Here is an 18,433-nt window from a genome sequence, read left to right as displayed (position 1 = left end):
TTAAAATAAATATTGAATTATCTACCGAACAGACCCACTATTAAATTAACAGTAATTTTTAAGTTGTAAATTATGCTTCGTTGGTTGTTTGTCGTTACAGTAGTTGTTTTGGCGCTTAGCTTAAGCACCACGACAGCTATAGCAAGCGACAGCCAAGCAACCGTTATTTGCGTTGATAACGCTGAAGACTTAAACCCAAACCAACTTTATTTTGACGATGTCGCGTTAGACGTCAGCTCAAAAAACGCAATAGCGTTAAGTTTTTACCAACCCAACCAACTATCACAACCTACGATTCAATCACGCATCGCGATTAAACTAATAAGAGCACCACCTACAAGCTGTTAGCTTTTCATATTTATCTTAATTCTAACAGTTAATAAAAAAGGTGGTCGTTATGAACCAATTCACTTCATTTTCAACAAAACCGCTTCTAGAAGGCGCAAGCTTATTTGCACAAGTTCATGTAGACACTAGCGTGTCACTTTCAAGCCCTGCTTCATTTGTAATGCATGGCTTTCACCTTGAGCCTTTGCAGTATATTGATATCGATACTAATTTAGACGATGCAAACCGCATTTTGGAAAAAACCCATATGCGCACCAGCTTTGTGGTCGACGGGCAAAACCAACTTAAAGGCGTGATTTCAAAGGCGCGATTAGCAAGCAGTTATGTACTTAAAATAGCAAGTAAAAAAGGCTTAACACGAGCACAACTTACGATTGGTGACATCATGGTCAAATTAGAAGAGATTGATACTGTATCGGAAACAACACTTGCCAATGCCAAAGTAGGCGATGTGTTAAAAACCATGGAGAAAGCGAGCTACGAATATCTCCTGGTAACCGGTGCTAATCAAAACGAATTGCGCGGCTACGTTGATTTAATTGATATTGCAAAAATCACTAGCTATTCACTTAATCAGGCAAAAAGTGCCAAAACTTTCAGTCAATTAGTTGATTCGCTAGTCAATCACAGCGAAATTTAGATCAACAATCGCCCAGTATTTGCTGGGCGATAACTCAACGATTTTAACAACAAGGCGGCGGTTTACAATCAGCTAAGTTATGAACGTCTACCCGCTTTTATTTTTAAGGCAATAAAAACCACAAGTAATACACTGCCTAACATAAACAAGCTCAATGAAATGGGAATAAGAAAAAATGCCTCCCTTAAAAACCCATTTTCATCAACCGTAACTCCTGTAAATTGATAAGCAAAATACGCGATTAATGAGAAACTAAAACACACTATTGCAGGCCAAACTTTTTTAAACGACATTTTTATCTCTAATAATTGTATTCTTATCTGTAGAGCTTGTATGCGCTAAAAAGTTGCAATAATTCTCACGTATTCGTAACGAGTTACAAGTTAAAGGCTCTACCAGCAATATCCACATTAAAGGTTTCAATGGCGCCGCGTTTTTGCATGGTTACAAACACGGTTTTGCCATCTTTGCCACCAAACGCCATATTAGTTGGGAATTGCCCTTTTAGTGTTATTTCTCTTAGTAAATTACCTTTTGGAGAAACCACCGCAATAACACCTGCGCCATAGCGTGCAATATATAAGTTACCCGCTTTGTCTGTGCGCATACCATCAAGGCCAAAATCGTCAAATTCAATCAGCAATTGTTTATTAGAAACATTGCCTTGGCCGTCAAGGTTATAACGCCATACTTTACGCTGCACACTTTCATTCACATAAAGGGTTTTATTATCAGGGCTCACTTCCACACCATTGGTGGTGCCCATGTTAGCTTCTAATAAACTCGTTTCGCCTTGTTGATTAATACGCCATAAATTACCTGTGTTATTTTGCCAATTGGGGTCACTCGCAAATAAAATACCGTTATCCATAATGGCGAGATCATTTGGTTGATTCATTTTTGCATTATGGGCAAACACCTTCACTTTGTCTGTGAGCTCGCCGCATTGCGCTAAGTCTTTCGCAGTAATTGTCAGTACATTGTGATTAATGTAGTCAGCAATATACATGTTGCCTTTTTTATCAAAGCGAATGCCATTACCGATAGAGCCATTTTTAAGCGTAACGAGCGTCTCAACATTATCTTTACCAAGCACTTTACCGATAGTGCCTTGGTGTTTGTAATTCACTGCATATAACACACCTTGCGAGTCAACCGCAGGGCCCTCTACGCCATTGGTAAACGCGTTATCTTTCACCAAGTCACTGGTCTCGAATAACGTGTTACTGCTTGCATGGGCGGCAAATAATGCCAGAATTAGTGCACTTGCTATGTTTAATTTCATTGTAATTCCTTATTGTTCGGTGCAAGCAAGATAGAGATCTCGCATTGGATAAATACCCGCAATCACAAGTTCATCTGTGAGTTTTTGTAAATCAAGCAACTGCTCGTCTAACCCGGTGCCCTTTATTTCACCTTTACAACTACTTATCACCTGTTGTGAAAGCCCAATAAATTGCGATAGTGATATAAGCGTCGGTTTTAGCTCGCTTAATTTTTTACTTGATGAGAGGGTTTCAAGCCCCATTTCAAAGCCTTTTTGCCACTTTATTAATTGCTTATCTAATTGCGTAAGCGAGTCAGCATCGCCCGCGGTATAGGCTAACATCCAGCGTTTAATTTGACGTACTTGCTCGCTTTCAACATTTAAATAATCAACAAATAAATTAAGGGGCGCCTCTTGATGATATTCATCGTTTAAGTATTTAATATGGTGGCGCGTGTAGTAATGAGCAGGTTCTAATAACTCTGCCATCACATTCAATAATGCCAATGTGTGCGCTTTTTTATACTTATCAAATGACTTAGGAAGTAATGCGTTAAAACCAGCTTTCTGTTGGGCTAAATGGGCAGCGCCGATCACTTCAGCTGCATATGTATTAATAAACCTTAAACGCTGATACATATCGTTTGCGTCATTTATATGCTTGGTTGACCACAAGCGCTCGCTTATCACATACAAACGCGGCCAAATACGCAAATCAATATTGTCGTCGGTCACCATTTCGCTCCAAATGGTGGCTTCAGCACCTAAAATATTTGCTGCATTTTTGTTTTTTAATGGTCGCGATAGGGATATTTCTGAAGGCACATTGAGCGTTGATAACTTGATTGGGTAACGGCTATTACCAATCATCACAGCGCTAGTTTCGCCTTTTAAATCAAACTCAAAGGTCAATGGCCCCATCCAACTGTCCATTTTTGCTTTAAATGCATTTGTTGATTGATTTGGTGCTTTATTAACTAACGCCAACTGATGGTGGTTATTGTTAAGTTTAATTAAGACCTGCTCACCTAAAACAACCAGCTCACCTTTAACATCACTTCCTTTTAAGCGGTCAATCACAAACGACTTTGCCAATAACAGAGACTTTGATAAATCAACCTGTGGCAATTTGCGTAGTGGATCATTGCGGTAGTGATAGTCGCTATATTGCGGCTGATCAATATAAAACCCTGTCGATAAAATACCTAAATGACCGCTATTAGCTACTTCATTTAATGAGTCATGACCGCGCCATGATTGCACCACAATATCTTTCGGTAAATCTTGATGAAAAATCTCATCCCAGCCCATCATTATTCGCTGATGTTTTGCAATAATCGGTTGAATTTGAGTATTAAAATAATTCTGCAAATCATGGCCGTTTTTAAGGGAATGCTTGGCCATTAGCGCTTGAATATCCTTATTATTTAGCCATTGTTCCGGTTCAACTTCATCACCGCCAATGTGTAAATACTGATCAGGGAAAATACCTGTCATTTCCTCAATTAAACTATCTACAAACTGGTAAACCTCAGGTTTTGAAATATCAAGTAACGGCTTAAATACGCCCCAATGACGCTCCATTTCATAGGGCTTTACCTCTGCCATAAGCTCAGGGTATGCAACGGCAATGGCACTTGCATGACCCGGCATACCAAATTCAGGCACCACTCGAATACCTAAAAGAGCGGCATACTCAACGAAATCCTTCACCTCACTTTGCTTATAAAACAGGCCATCAGAGGCCATATCAGTGAGCCGAGGAAACCGTTTACTTTCAATGCGCCAGCCTTGATCGTCCGTTAAATGCCAGTGCAGCACATTTAATTTGGCTGAAGCCATGGTGTTTAGCTGACGTTTAATTGTTTCAATGGATAAAAAATGTCTCGCACTGTCAATTAATAATCCACGCCAAGCAAATCGTGGTGCATCAGTAATTATTGCATGAGGTAATATCAGTTGATTGTCACAATGGTTTGCCGCAAGTTGTGTGAGCGTTGTTAACCCATGCTGCGCGCCAAACACGGTATTGGCGTTTATTGTGATGCCATTTTGGTTAATCACTAATTGGTAACTTTCGTCGTTATTGAGCTGTGGCACCAGCAAATCGCTTTCCTTGTCGCGCACAATGACTTTAAGGGTTGCGTTATCTGGCGTCTGCTTTTTGTTATTCGCTAAGTCTATTAACGTAACTTTGTGCTTTGCTATGCGTGTTAAGTGCAATTCTAAACGCTTTGCTTGAAATTCTTTTCGCTGGTCACTAAATCCTTCAAATGAGAATTCAATTTGACTAGGTAATCGCAATTCACCCGTTTGCCTTTCAAAAGATTGTGGTAGTGGCATTAAGCTAGTTTCAGCAAAAAGTGATGAGCTAAACAGCAATAAACTACACAGCTTTACAAATACACATGCTTTATTAATAAAATGTATCGACACCTAAACACTCCTGGTTCGAAAGTTTGGGAAGAAAATGAGTTGGGACAAGCGCACCATGCTGCTGAATCACCGAAGCAGCTACCTTATGCGCAAAATGCGCGGTACTTTGCGTATCACGCCCAATTAACATTGCCGCTAAAAAACCTGCAGCAAATGAATCACCTGCGGCGCAGGTATCGACAACTTGCTTTTGGGCAAGCTGCTGTGCTGCCACATAAAGCAATGCGTCTTTGCCTACTTCTTGAATCACACAGGGCCCTGCACCTTGTCGAATAACAAGGGTTTGCCTAGAACTTTTCCCTTTGAAATGTAAGTCAATAATATCGCTCACCGATTGCGTGCCATAAACGGCATATTCATCGTCATTGGTTAAAAATGCGATGTCGGCAAGTGCCATTAACGAAAAATAGTCTTGAATCGGCGATATCGACTGCCAAAGCGCCGGGCGATAGTTATTATCAAAATAAATGATACCGCCCTTCGTTTTAAATTGCTGTAACGCGTTTATAAGCACACCTCGTTGCTTTTCATCTAAAATCGCAAGGCTTATGCCCGAAAGATAAATGGCATCCACCTGCTTTGTTTCAAGCGCTGTAAGTAAGTTGTTAGATAACAATAAATAATCTCGTGACGCACTGTTTTGCCTATCAAAACGAAAAGAACGCTCGCCACAATCACTCACGTCAACCCAATATTGCCCTAATGTTTTTGTTGGGTGGTGCGCCACAAAATCAAGCTGCACTCCAGATTGTGTCATTAACGCTTTTAGCATTTCACTTTGGTTATCATGACCTATTGCCGTTGCGTAATAAATTTGAATTGGCTTTTCGCTCTGCGAAGTTATGAGTTGACTCAGATAATAGGCGGTATTAAAGCTATCACCACCAAAAAACACATCGCCATCAGCGCGATGCTCAATCATACACTCGCCTAAAAACACAATAGAGTTAAATGGTTGTAACATCACATTAGCTCCACTTTATGCTTCTGCACTATTTTTGATGGCGTTTTTACTTGTGTAACTAGGCTCACAACAATGCCAAAAAACGCGCCACTTATTACCGCCGGTATTGAAGGGTTACCAAAAAACGCGAGCCACTTGGAGTTAAAACCTATTAGCGCAGCTGTTAATGTACTCGCTACTAAAATTGCAATACTGCCTTGCCATGTTAGCTTTCGCCAAAAACGACCAAGCAACCCCATGACAAACAAGCCACACAGTGCGAGCGAGATCATTTTAGTGATATAGGTGATGATATTATTTGATAAAAGGGCAAATAACAGCGCAATGGTCACGGTTAAAACCATGGCAAAACGTGACAATACAAGTTGCTGTTTATCTGTGAGAGGTCGCTTACTCAGTGATTTTTTAAAAAGCCACGCATAAATATCACTGACGAACACACTCACACCAGCGATAGCATCGGAGCTTGCGCTCGACAAGGTGGCGGAAATGCCCGCTAATAAAATAATCCCACCCAGTAACAGTGGCAGAGTATTAAGTGCAATATACGGAAACGCATACGCTGGATTATCTAAATCACCCTTAATTAAATAAGCGCAAATACCGATAATTGCAGGTACTAAAGAAAACCCCAAATACAATACTCCAGACATCACAAACGATTTACGAATACTGCTTACATTGTCACCTGAATAGATGCGCTGGCGAAATGAAGGTGTTGCCATTACCCCCACCAACACCGCAAAAGACATGGAAATAGCGGGTATAAGACCGATGTTTTGGTAGGAAAATAAACCTCTATCATTTACTAATTGGTTGTTTTGTACCGCTTGCCAACCACCAACAGAATCGATGGCAAAATAAGCCATTAGTAAAAAACCGACGAATAAAATTACCGCTTGAATCGCATCAGTCCACACCACCGCTGAATAACCGCCTAAGGTGACATAAATGGCAAGCCCAATGCCAATTATTAACTTCGCAGTTGTATCATCAATACCCGTAAGCCAAGCTAGATACATGCCACCACCAATTAAATGCGCACCTAACCAGCCAATACTTGCGGCATAAATAATCACAGCGAGGATTTTTTTTACAAGTGCGTTATTGCCAACATAGCTCGCAAGCTCTTCACTCATGGTAGCGAATTGTTGTTTGCGCACAGGTGCAAATACCCACGCCAATAACAGTATTCCCACTGCACCACCTATGCCATAGAGCGCACCAGCCCACGCATTTTGATAGGCAAAGCCGACAGCCCCCATCGAAGAGCCGGTGCCGACCATAGTTGCAACAGTGGTGCCGAGCGTTAAAAGTAGTGGCACTTTTCGCCCCGCTAACAAAAAGTCGCTACCCGATTTTTGCCAGCGAGAAACAAACCAACTAATTGCAATCATGGCAAGCAAATAGGCAAAAAATGCAGCCAGAAACGTCATTTGTTGTGATGTCATAAGTGCCCCTATTTTTTATTATTCTTTTAAGGTTTTAGTTCCCTTATTGACCTTTGTAGCAGGTCACATCCACTTCCACTTTACAGTCGACAACCAGGTCTGCCACCATGCAAATGCGCGCAGGCGGGTGCTCACCAAATACTTCTGCAAACACTTTATTAAATGACTGAAAATAACGAGAGTCAGTTAATACCACAGATACATGGGTTACTGTTTCAAGGCCATATCCTGCCTCGGTCATAATGTCGATACAGTTTTGTATGGCTAAGCGCGATTGCTCAATAATGCCACCTTCGACCACTTCGCCATCGCGCATAGGGGTTTGCCCCGATACTTTTAACCAACCGCCCGCTTCTACTGCGCGTGAAAAAGGTAAATGTTGGCCACCTGTGCCTGTGCCGCCTTCTGCGCCAATGCGTCTAATTGTCATAATTTCCTCTTTTAAATGCTGCGTTGAGAACCGTCTCTCAACATTTCAAAGTTTTTATTTAGTTGGCGTTAATATTAAGTGCGCGCTAAAAATCGCCCGGCTCTGCCATATTGCGTAATGCTTTGCGCATCGAGACCCTCAACATAACTTACTTTGCCGTTGACCCATACACACTTAATGCCGTCAGCTTGTGCTTGAGGGTTTTGATAGCTGGCGTTATCGATAATCGCCTTTGCATCAAATAACACTAAATCTGCAAAGCTATCTTTCGCAATTTTGCCGCGATTGTTTAGCTTAAATCGCGATGATGGCAGCGCTGTCATTTTATGAATAGCTAATGCCAGAGACAGCGTTTGCTGCTCTCTTGCGTAATGCCCTAATACTCTTGGGAACGTACCCCATAATCTCGGATGCGGATGTGGATCGCACGGTAAACCATCCGAGCCAATCATGCTGTTCTCATAGCTTAAAAACTGTTTTACATCATCTTCTAACATGCAGTGATAAACCGCACCGGCAGGCATTAATTTTTTAGCAGTGTCCATTAATGATAGTTGCCAGTTATTTGCTATATCACGCAAACTTTTTTCAGCCATTTCAGGATGGGTTTCAGACCACGTTATGTAAATCTCAGTGCTGTCAGTGACCTGATTTAAATCAAGCGTGCTTGAGCTCGCAGCATACGGATAACAATCGCAGCAAGCGAGTTGTGATTGTCGTTTATCTTCTAGATGCGCTAATACTTCTTCTGCTCGGCCCCAATTATCTATGCCGGCGCATTTTAAGTGGGAAATAACCAGCGGAAGCTTTGCTTGTTTCGCGGTTGCAAATGCTTCATCCATAGCATCAATAATGCCTTGAAATTCAGTGCGTAAATGTGTGGTATACACACCATCAAATGGCGTTACGCATTTGGCAAGACGATTCACTTCTTCACGATTTGATGCTTTAGCATTCGGATAAGCAAGCCCAGTACTTAACCCTAATGCACCCTGCTCCAACTGAGTACACAGTAACGACTGCATTTGGGTAATTTCTTGTTCCGAAGCCGCTTTTGATAAATCATCCATTACTTGCGCACGAAGGCTAGTATGGCCAATTAATTGGGCAAGATTAACGCTTGGCTTTATGTTGTCGAAAGCACTTCTAAAGTCCGCTAAATTGGGATATTTGAAATCTGCTTTCTGCCCCAATAAATTAATTGGGTCTACCGGCTCAATATCTGCAACATAGGGCACACTACTAATACCACAGTTTCCTGCAATTACCGTAGTTACACCTTGGCTTACTTTGCTGAGCATGTGGGGATTACGAAGTACTTCTAAGTCATCGTGGGTGTGTACATCAATAAAGCCAGGTGCAAGCGTTAACCCCGTAGCATCAATATCTTGCTCTGAATACAAGTGAGTACATTCGCCAAGCGCAATAATGCGGTCGTCACTTATGGCAACATCGCCAACAAAACATTCATTTAGCTCGCCCGTGTAAACAGTCGCATTACGAATAACAGTGATATTAAGGTTATTATCACTCATATTAATCGCCTAGGGGAAAGCGAGTGTCAGCAGGTGGCGCGTCGCTATTTTGATTACGATGCTGATCTAATTGAATTTTTAAGCGACGCAGCTTTTCTTTTGAGCGACGCTGATTTTTAGTTGCCACTTCACTCGATAAAATATCAATCGCAGCCATCATTGCATAACGGGCGGCACTTGGTTTAAAGATATAATCACTTTCTTGCGTTTTAATCGGCAAATGCACATCTGCAATATTGGCAAGTTCACCTAGTGGGCAAATAGCAATGATATTTGCACCGTACTCTTTTGCGATACGTGCCGCATCAATCACATCTGGCGAAACACCACTTAACGATAAACACAGCACCACATCATTTTTGTTGATGGTTGATGCGGTCATACGCATCATCATGGGATCAGAGTGGGCGTTACATAACACATCTAAGCGAAATAAACGGTTTTGACATTCCATCGCCAGCATACTGCTGCCGCCACCTACGCCAAAAATCAAACAATGGCGTGTGTCACAGATTGATTCTGCGGCGGTCATGACAGCTTCTTCACTAATTAATCCGTCATTAAGCGCTAAAATTTCTTGAATTGATGAGTAAACATGAAAGATATCTTTCTTTTCGATTGGTTCTGAAGTAGTGAAGCGCTCACCGATCGCAGCCGATTGCGTGATCTGAAACTTTAAATCGCGCACGTTTTCGCAACCTAAACTTTTGGCAAGGCGCGTAATACTCGCGTGACTCACACTCGCTTTGTCTGCCAGCTCATTAATTGAAGCAGTCGCTGCAAATTCAAGATCACTCAAAATTAGATGAGCAACCTTGTCTTCCGCTGGGCTAAAGTGCCCTAACCCTTCTTTTATTTTATTAATAATATCCATATGTTACTGCTTCCTAACTAAAAAAAGGTTGAAATAGTTTTGCGAATTACCCAATCATCATCGGCGATTGCTACCTGACGCCATTTATCAAACGTTAAACACGGGTGAGACGTCGAAAAACACACCATATCACCCACTTTCAGATTGCAGTTGTCAGGCAAGGTTAGCATGGCATGCTGATCCATAATTTTAACGGTTTCAATTAAGGCATCAGCCGCTTTTAACGTATGAGAATCTACATGGTATATAAGCTCTGCTTTTGGTAAACCGGCGTCAAATGCCACATCACGTTTACCCAAACCAACAATGGCAAGTCCTGCCTCGGGGCGTGATACAACATAGGCCCACACTGTTAGGCTAGATGCTAAATCACCTGTCACATCACAAGCCAATTGACTACGTGCCATCACCACATTTTGTGCATCTTGATAAATGCCAGTGTCATGAATTAAGTAGCAACCAGGACGAATCACTAAGTTAAAGTTTTCTTGGTGATTATGCTTGGCTAACGTCTTTGCGACGACGTCATACCAAGCAGAGCCTGCGCCAGTAATAATGGGGTTATCTAAACTAAACACATTTTGCTTTTTAAGTGTGCTTGCGAGTTGATAGATTTCCTCTACGAAATTGGTGACTTTTTCAAGGGCATTACTACCGCCAATCACCCCTTCATAAAAACCAATTCCTGCGAGTTTTAAACTTGGGTGCGCTTTACATGCAGCTAAAAATGCATCGGTATTACTCAAATCACGCCAACCACAGCGGCCGCCTTGTGCACCAATTTCTAATAGAATGTTAATTGATACTTTTCGCACATCAAAAAAGCGGCCTATTTGCGTGGCGTTTTCCACCGAATCTACAAAACAGTAAAATTCTACATCGGTGCTTTCAATTAAATTAGCTATTTGTTCAAAGTGATATTTTCCAACTAATTGGTTTGCAAGAATAATTCGTTTAACACCGTGATTTACTGCGTTAAGTACTTGCGCCACCGTTGCAAGGGTGATGGCCCAGGCACCGTGCTCAAGCTGCATGTTAAAAAGCTCGGGTGCCATAGTGGTTTTACCGTGGGGGGCTAAGTTTACTTCTGCCTTTTGACAAAAATCGCTCATCCACTTTGCATTGTTATTGATGGCTGATTGCGATAACACAGCAACCGGAAAACTCACTTCTTCACGCAATATATGCCAGCCACCATGTGCTAAAGATTGTGGATTTCCCGCACCTTTAATTACTTCATTCATAAACTTGTTACCAAATTGCTAACAGCAAAACACCCAACTAATACAATTCTATTCAATCTAGATGCATTTCAAACAAATTTGTTATCAAAGTGTTGCTTTTTCAATTATGTTAATGTTAAAAAGTAACAAGTTCAAGATTTTTGTTTGTTACTTTTTAACATTGCGAAGTATCAAACATTCACATTTGAACTAGGTGAGTCAACTTTCAAGTATCAGCTAAACTGGGCTGTTGTTAAGAGTTTAGTGTTGCGTGTATTAAGCAGTAAAACGCATAAATTACTGTCGAAGTTACGACCTTTTTAATATTTTTTTGACAGCAAATGACAACGCTGTCAAGAATTATACAAGTTATCACAACAATAAGGTTTCTCAGAATTATTTTCTGATAGAACTAAACACTAATAGGGGAAAACTGTGTCCAACAGAACATTTAAACGAAGCGTGTTGTCTTCAACCATAGCGGTAGCTCTCTCTGCCGGTTTCGCACAAAACGTTATAGCTGAAGAAAAATCATCGGCTGACGCTGAAATGGAAGTAATTCAGGTTAAAGGTATTCGTGCCAGTACAGTTAAAGCAATTAACGTAAAGCGTTTTGCACCTTCACAAGTTGACGGCATCGCGTCTGAAGATATCGGTAAATTACCCGATGTTACCATTTCAGATTCTCTGCAACGTATCACCGGTGTACAAGTAGAGCGTACCGCAGGTGAAGGTGGTCCAGTACAAATCCGTGGTCTGCCTCAAGTAGATAGCACACTTAATGGCGAAGTATTTTTAAGTGCAACGACCATAGATTCATCAGGCGCTGATTTTGGTGACTTACCAGCACAGCTTTTCTCAGGCGTTGATGTTTATAAAACCAGTGAATCTAAGCGTTCTGCTGCGGGTATTTCAGGCTCTATTGATTTAAAAACGCGCCGTCCATTTGATATGAGCGAAGGTTGGACAACTAACGTTAGCGCCGATGTGACACAGGGCTCGATTAGTGATGAAGCCGATCCAAATATTAACGGCCTTGTAAGCTACAACGCTGATAAATGGGGTGTTTTATTCTCAGCGGTTACACAAGAAGCAACCCTTGCTACCGATTATAATGGTTATTTTGATACCTCTGAAAATGGCGGTATCGGTGCAGCAAATAACAACTTCACATGGGGTCAAAATCCTCAAGGTAACGACATTCGTCACGTTGTACCGCAAGGTTTTGCTGCATTTAACAAACAAGAAAAACGTGAGCGTCAAGGTTTCCAGTTTGCTTTTCAAGCGGATTTAAGTGAAGGCTTTGAACTTGTGTTCGAAGCATTCTACACCGACCAAGAACGTTTTAACGAGCGTCAAGGTCTATCACAAAACAACCGTTGGTATTCATTTAACGACTATGCATTTCCAACTGAATCTGGTTGGACAGGCGATACATTTACCGATGAAAATGGCGATACTTGGGGCGGCGTAAATGATTTCTACTTACAGCCATGGCGCCTGCAAACCTTCACTCAGGTCAACAATAATTACGAAACGTCAACCAACTTAAATTTAGAACTTAACTTTAATAACGGTGGCCCACTTTCAGGTCAAGTGCGTGTAACACGTGCACGCGCTGATGCAAGCATGCGTCACGGCTATGGCGAAGGCGACTTATTGAGCATCGACCAAGGGACTCGTGTAACTGGCCCAGGTCAATTCGCTCCATCTGAATACTGTTCAGGTGAAAATGCTGTTGGTGACCAAGGCGGTTGTTACGCACAATTTTCACCAGGCGGTATTGAAGACGATTCGTTCCTTCTACGTTATGACGCCCGTGGCGAGTCTCCTGTATTTAGTGGTTTTGACCAACTGGTAAATGGCGGACAAGGCTTAATGAGCGTTGCTGATTACATGGGCAGCTTAGATTCATATCATATTGGTGCATTCTCATCAGAAGGTAATACAGACGATGAAGGTGAAATCAACACCTTCAGTACGAAATGGAATTATCAATTTGACGATATGCCATTCGTGACAAGTGTTGATTTTGGTGTGCGCTTTATGGAACGTAAAGTGGATCACGACCAATTCACATACACGTCTGAATTTGGTGACGGCTGTGATATTGCACAGTGGAAAGCGGTTGACCAATATCACACTGTTGATACTTGTGAAGGCAATCCTGCAGCAGGTGAATACCTAACAGAAGACGTAGGAGATTTAACTGCGGGTACTTGGGTACCGTATACATTACTTAACCCAACTCGCCTTGATACGCATACTACAGTTAGCCAGATTTCTAACTTCGGAAGTGTAAAAGGCATTCCAACAATGTGGGCGATTGATCCGAGTAACTTCCGCGATCCACGTCAGTTCCACCTAAACACATTTGGTAATGTACAGCGCACTGAAAACGCAGGTGCTTCTTTTGATGTTAAATTGAACGAATTCAGCTATTTTGCACAAGCCAACTTTGAGTGGGAAATGATCCGCGGTAACTTTGGTGTTAAAGTGGTTGAAACTGACCTATACGTGAAGCAAAACCTAGCTGGCTCTAACTTACCTCACTCAGGTCTAGGTCCGGATATTGGCGACGTAGTAACAGAGCGCAGCTATACAGATTACCTACCATCATTAAACGTGTCAGCTGATGTAACAGAAGATGTGATTGTACGTGGTGCATACGCTAAAAACATGCAAGCACTTGACCTTGCAAGTTGGGGCGGTGGTAAAACGGTTGGTAAAGCAATTAACGGTGAGTGTGACTGTTTACGTGTAGTAAATGGTAACCTAACAGGTAACCCGGCACTTAACCCATGGCGTTCAGATAACTACTCACTATCAGCTGAGTGGTATAATGGCGAAGCGTCAATGATGTTCTTATCACTTTACCGCATCGAAATTGAAAGCTTCACAGAAAGCGGTACCGTTTGGATTGATGAGCCAGATGATGATGGTATCAGCCGTGGTCCATGGCCTTTCAGTACGCAAGTACAAGGTAAAGGTGGTGATGTAAGCGGTCTAGAAGTGGGTATTCGTGCTGCAATGAGCGACTACACAGATATCGCAATCCTTAATAACTTCGGTATCGATGCTAACTACACATACAGTGATAGCTCACAGCAGAATAAAGACGTAAATGGCGACGACTTACCATTTGTTGGTATGTCAAAAGACACATACAACTTTGTACTTTGGTATGAGCAAGAAGAGTTCTCAACGCGTTTAGCATGGAACTCACGTAGCCCGCGCTTAATCACACAAGGTTCAAGCGCTGTAGGTGGACAGTCACTATACCAAGATACGTATTCACAGCTTGATTTCAGTGCAACCTACCACGCAACTGATTATCTCGATATTTACTTACACGGTTCGAACATCACTGAAGAAGTTCAACAAACTTATCTTGAATTCTCTTCACAAAAAGCGTTCCGTAACGAGTATGAATCGCGTTGGACCCTTGGTGTTAGGGCAACATTTTAATCCTTAGAATTATTAGGATTTAGGTTGAATTAACACTTACTGCCCAAGACTGCCGTCATTTGGCGGCAGTCTTTTCTTTTGGTTTCATCACGATACAATGCAAATACCCATTTGATTAACTAATTGCCTATTTACTTAATCACGTTACTTAATCAAATTGGTATTGAAGTATAAGCACGAGTGTGAACCATGACAGAAACGACAAAAACAATAAATTCCATCGTCATAGTCGGCGGAGGTACGTCTGGCTGGATGACAGCTGCAGCCCTTGCTAATCATGCCCCGCTAAAACACTGTAAAATTACCCTGATTGAATCAAGCAAACTTGGCACCATAGGTGTGGGTGAAGCGACTATTCCAACCCTTCGCCGCTTTTATCAAAACTTAGGTCTTAGCGATATTGAGGTACTAAAAGCCACCAAAGGTAGCTGCAAACTTGGCATTGAATTTCAGGGTTGGGCAGGTGAAAACTCGCGCTTTATTCACCCATTTGGCATTTATGGACAAAGCACACCAAGTACCCCATTTCATCATTATTGGCTTCGCGCCGAACAAGCAGGTACACACAGCGATTTAACCGACTACTCTCTTGGCGTGCAAATGGCAAAACACAATAAATTTGTGCCGCCAAAAATTACACCGCAAAACCAGTTAGAAATTTTTGATTGGGCGCTGCATTTTGATGCCAGCTTGTTTGCCAAACTGATGTTCGATTATTCAACCAGTAAAGGTGTTCAGCACATTGATAACACCATTTGCAGCATTGATAATCACCCTGATGGCAGCATTCGCCAATTACATTTTGAAGATGGTTCAAGCATCGCGGCGGATTTGTTTATTGATTGTTCAGGCTTTAAAGCGCTGTTAATTGGCGAAAACCAAGCTGTTGATTATGAGAATTGGAGCCATTGGCTACTCAATGACAGCGCTGTTGCAGTGCAAACAAGCGCAACGGCTGAGCCAATCACCCGTACACTTGCTATCGCGAAAAAAGGCGGCTGGCAATGGCGTATTCCACTTCAGCACCGTGTTGGTAATGGCTATGTTTACAGCAGCAAATACCTATCCCATGAAGAAGCAGAGCAAAGTTTGCTTGCATCAATCAATGGCGACATTTTACAGCCACCACGTAAATTTAGTTTTACCCCAGGCAGGCGTAAAACAGCGTGGCATAACAACTGTGTCGCCATTGGTTTAAGCTCTGGCTTTTTAGAGCCATTAGAGAGCACTAGCATTGCACTGGTTGAAACGGCCATCGAAAAACTCTTACTTACTTTCAATAGCAATCAATATTCAATAAACGATGTCGCTAAATTTAATGATGTAAATGCACAAGAATATGAGCGCGTACGCGACTTTATTATTTTGCACTATAAGTTAAACGGCCGCAGCGACAGCCCGATGTGGCAGTATTATCGTGATATGGCGATTCCGGCATCACTCGAAGAGAAAATGCTAACCTTCGCTAAAACCGGCGAGTTAAAACGCCTGCCTTGGGAAATGTTTGGCCCTGACAGTTGGCTGGCAATTTATCATGGCTTAAATTTTTTACCCGAAAACTACCAAGCAAGCGCAGATAATATGCCGCTCAATTACTTAAATGAACATTTAGCTAAAATGCGTGAAATGGTAGCTAATCAAGTTAAAAACGCCCCAACCCATAGCGAATTTCTACAGCAACACTGTGGCTATCAACCAATCAAGCAACAGGAAGCGGTATGCAGTTAAACCAAAATCCCATTGAAAAATTCGTTATTGTTGGTGGTGGCACCGCAGGCTGGCTCGCTGCAGCAACACTTGGCAACATTTTTAAAGACAGCAACACCCAAGTTGAGCTGATTGAATCAGACGAGGTTAATATTATAGGTGTCGGTGAAGCCACTATTCCACCGCTTATTGATACCCTTGAAAGCCTCGGCATTGATTTAGTTGAATTTATAAAAGCCACTCAAGCCAGTTTTAAATGGGGCATTCAGTTTGAAAACTGGTATCAAGAATCACACAGCTATTTTCACCCCTTTGGCGAAGTTGGCCAAAAAATTGATGGTCACGAGTTTTACCAATGCTGGCTTAAACAAAAAGCCGAAGGCGACAACACACCGTTAATGGCCTATTCGCCAGAAGCGGTATTATCTGAAAAGAATCGTTTTTTTGTACCGCACCAAGCGATGAATACACCACTTGCAGGTGCTCGCTTTGCACTGCACCTTGATGCTGTGCTCGCAGGGCAATATTTACGTAAATTCTCTGAAAATATTGGTGTAAAACGCACCGTTGGCCACGTTGAATCCATAAGCAAAACCATTGACGGTAATATTGCCTCTGTCACATTAAAATCAGGCGACACAATTAACGGTGATTTTTTTATTGATTGTACGGGCTTTAAGGGTTTATTGATTGGTAATGCGCTTAATACCGAGTATCAAGATTGGTCTGAACATTTACCCTGTAACCGCGCTGTTGCAGTACAAACTAAACTCACCGGTGATACCAAGCCTTATACTATTTCCCGCGGGCAAAAAGCGGGTTGGAGCTGGCATATTCCACTGCAACACCGCACTGGCAATGGTTATGTATTTTGCGACAAATACATCTCCGATGAAGAGGCAATACAAACCTTACTTGATAATGTTGACGGCGAGCCGCTAAACGAGCCAAGAGTAATCCCCTTTGTTACCGGTGTGCGGGATAAAGTATGGAATAAAAACTGCCTATCGCTTGGCCTTGCTCAAGGCTTTTTAGAGCCACTTGAGTCCACAGCAATTCATTTAGTATCTAAATCGCTGGCACTGTTTGTACGCATGTTTCCAACCAAAACGCCAAATGCGGTATTACAAAATGAGTTTAACCGCCGCATTATTGGTGACTATCAAGAAATTCGTGACTTTTTGGTGCTGCATTACTGCACCACACAACGCGATGATTCGCCGTTTTGGCGCGACTGGCAACAAAAAGAAATTCCAGCAAGCTTATCTGAGCGTATCGCATTTTTTAAACAAAGCGGCGGATTGATCCCTGGTGTTGAAGAACTGTTTCAACCCACCAGCTGGTATGCGGTGTTTGATGGCATGGGGTTGACTCCAAATGGCTACAACCCGACCCTAGATGCCCTTAACAGCGAAACCCTTGCAAAAAGTCTTGCGGCTGGCAGAAATGCACTTGACAAATGCGCTGAAGCACAGCCCTTACACGATGAATTTTTACAAAGATACTGTCCTGCCAATGAGGCTATATTTGTTTAAGTGCGTAATAATTTCACAGAAGTAAAGCTTATGTAATATTTATTTAAATTTTAAATATTGAGTTGACAGATTAAATGGTCTGTGTAATTATGTTTCAGCAAGACATACTATGTCAAGGGAGAAAGAACGTAACTATATGGATTTAAACGAGCTATCAATTCAATTGGCTGTCGCTAGCTCTAAAAGCAATGAATTCGAATCATTCATTATCTCAAGTAATTCTCAAGACGTACTACAGGTAATCGTCGACGGTAACGATGAACTTCCTATTTTTGTAACGCGCACAGATGAACAAGTATTGTGCATTTGTTATCTGTTTAAAGAGAACGAAATTAAAGCGGTACAACAGGTTGAACTCAATGATTTACTGCTGCAATTAAATGTACCTATGCCTTTAAGTGCATTTGCCAAAATAGATGACAGGTACGCAACTTTTGGCGCGTTATCTACCACATCAACATTTGATCAGATTGAACATGAAATTGTGACACTCGCAGCTAATAGTATCGATGCGCTTGAGGCTATTTCAAATTATTTAACCGACTAATTTTCAAT

The 18,433-nt window shown here is 41.9% G+C and carries 15 protein-coding genes; 6 read left to right on the top strand and 9 right to left on the bottom strand.

The window, feature by feature from the left end:
- The first annotated feature begins 72 nt into the window (after nt 1–72).
- On the top strand, nt 73–348 hold the full coding sequence (locus AN214_RS13520) for a hypothetical protein (RefSeq protein ID WP_054980195.1): 276 nt from the start codon (nt 73–75) through the stop codon (nt 346–348).
- Between the two features lie 49 nt (nt 349–397).
- The gene (locus tag AN214_RS13515) at nt 398–988 is read left to right on the top strand and encodes a CBS domain-containing protein (RefSeq protein WP_054980194.1); all 591 of its coding nucleotides are present in this window, start codon (nt 398–400) and stop codon (nt 986–988) included.
- A 77-nt stretch (nt 989–1,065) separates the two neighbouring features.
- Here the strand turns inward: AN214_RS13515 and AN214_RS13510 are convergent, their stop codons facing one another.
- The 9 genes from AN214_RS13510 to AN214_RS13470 all read right to left on the bottom strand — a co-directional run bounded on the left by AN214_RS13510 (nt 1,066) and on the right by AN214_RS13470 (nt 11,189).
- Nucleotides 1,066–1,281 carry a DUF3955 domain-containing protein gene (locus tag AN214_RS13510; protein WP_054980193.1) on the bottom strand — a complete coding sequence of 72 codons (216 nt, stop codon included), beginning with the start codon at nt 1,279–1,281 and terminating at the stop codon, nt 1,066–1,068.
- An 83-nt stretch (nt 1,282–1,364) separates the two neighbouring features.
- Nucleotides 1,365–2,273 carry an SMP-30/gluconolactonase/LRE family protein gene (locus AN214_RS13505; protein ID WP_054980192.1) on the bottom strand — a complete coding sequence of 303 codons (909 nt, stop codon included), beginning with the start codon at nt 2,271–2,273 and terminating at the stop codon, nt 1,365–1,367.
- Between the two features lie 9 nt (nt 2,274–2,282).
- On the bottom strand, nt 2,283–4,691 hold the full coding sequence (locus AN214_RS13500; RefSeq protein ID WP_054980191.1) for a beta-N-acetylhexosaminidase: 2,409 nt from the start codon (nt 4,689–4,691) through the stop codon (nt 2,283–2,285).
- Nucleotides 4,672–5,613 carry a sugar kinase gene (locus AN214_RS13495; RefSeq protein WP_235576757.1) on the bottom strand — a complete coding sequence of 314 codons (942 nt, stop codon included), beginning with the start codon at nt 5,611–5,613 and terminating at the stop codon, nt 4,672–4,674. Before AN214_RS13495 ends, AN214_RS13500 begins: the two co-directional genes overlap by 20 nt.
- A 41-nt stretch (nt 5,614–5,654) precedes the next feature.
- The gene (locus tag AN214_RS13490; RefSeq protein WP_054980189.1) at nt 5,655–7,106 is read right to left on the bottom strand and encodes a sodium:solute symporter family protein; all 1,452 of its coding nucleotides are present in this window, start codon (nt 7,104–7,106) and stop codon (nt 5,655–5,657) included.
- 43 nt (nt 7,107–7,149) lie between these two features.
- Nucleotides 7,150–7,536, bottom strand: coding sequence for a RidA family protein (locus AN214_RS13485; RefSeq protein ID WP_054980188.1), 387 nt, complete (start codon nt 7,534–7,536; stop codon nt 7,150–7,152).
- 74 nt (nt 7,537–7,610) lie between these two features.
- A complete protein-coding gene (locus AN214_RS13480) occupies nt 7,611–9,071 on the bottom strand; it encodes an amidohydrolase family protein (protein WP_054980187.1) in 1,461 nt (486 codons plus the stop codon).
- Nucleotide 9,072: 1 nt separating this feature from the next.
- Entirely contained in the window at nt 9,073–9,945 is an 873-nt protein-coding gene (locus AN214_RS13475; protein ID WP_054980186.1) for a MurR/RpiR family transcriptional regulator, read from the bottom strand.
- Nucleotides 9,946–9,962: 17 nt separating this feature from the next.
- A complete protein-coding gene (locus tag AN214_RS13470) occupies nt 9,963–11,189 on the bottom strand; it encodes an amino acid deaminase (RefSeq protein WP_054980185.1) in 1,227 nt (408 codons plus the stop codon).
- Between the two features lie 414 nt (nt 11,190–11,603).
- On the opposite strand from AN214_RS13470, the gene AN214_RS13465 reads away from it, so the two are divergent.
- From AN214_RS13465 to AN214_RS13450, 4 genes are all read left to right on the top strand, one after another.
- Entirely contained in the window at nt 11,604–14,636 is a 3,033-nt protein-coding gene (locus tag AN214_RS13465) for a TonB-dependent receptor (protein ID WP_054980184.1), read from the top strand.
- A gap of 189 nt (nt 14,637–14,825) precedes the next feature.
- Nucleotides 14,826–16,364 carry a tryptophan halogenase family protein gene (locus tag AN214_RS13460; RefSeq protein WP_054980183.1) on the top strand — a complete coding sequence of 513 codons (1,539 nt, stop codon included), beginning with the start codon at nt 14,826–14,828 and terminating at the stop codon, nt 16,362–16,364.
- Entirely contained in the window at nt 16,355–17,878 is a 1,524-nt protein-coding gene (locus AN214_RS13455; RefSeq protein ID WP_054980182.1) for a tryptophan halogenase family protein, read from the top strand. Before AN214_RS13460 ends, AN214_RS13455 begins: the two co-directional genes overlap by 10 nt.
- Nucleotides 17,879–18,014: 136 nt before the next feature.
- Nucleotides 18,015–18,425 (top strand): DUF2170 family protein, encoded by a 411-nt coding sequence (locus AN214_RS13450; protein WP_054980181.1) that lies wholly within the window; start codon nt 18,015–18,017, stop codon nt 18,423–18,425.
- The last annotated feature ends 8 nt before the right edge of the window (nt 18,426–18,433 follow it).

This window comes from Pseudoalteromonas sp. P1-9, assembly GCF_001399975.1.
Classification (GTDB): domain Bacteria; phylum Pseudomonadota; class Gammaproteobacteria; order Enterobacterales; family Alteromonadaceae; genus Pseudoalteromonas.
The sequence above is the reverse complement of the archived record's forward strand: the minus strand, read 5'-3'. Positions and strand labels throughout refer to the sequence as shown.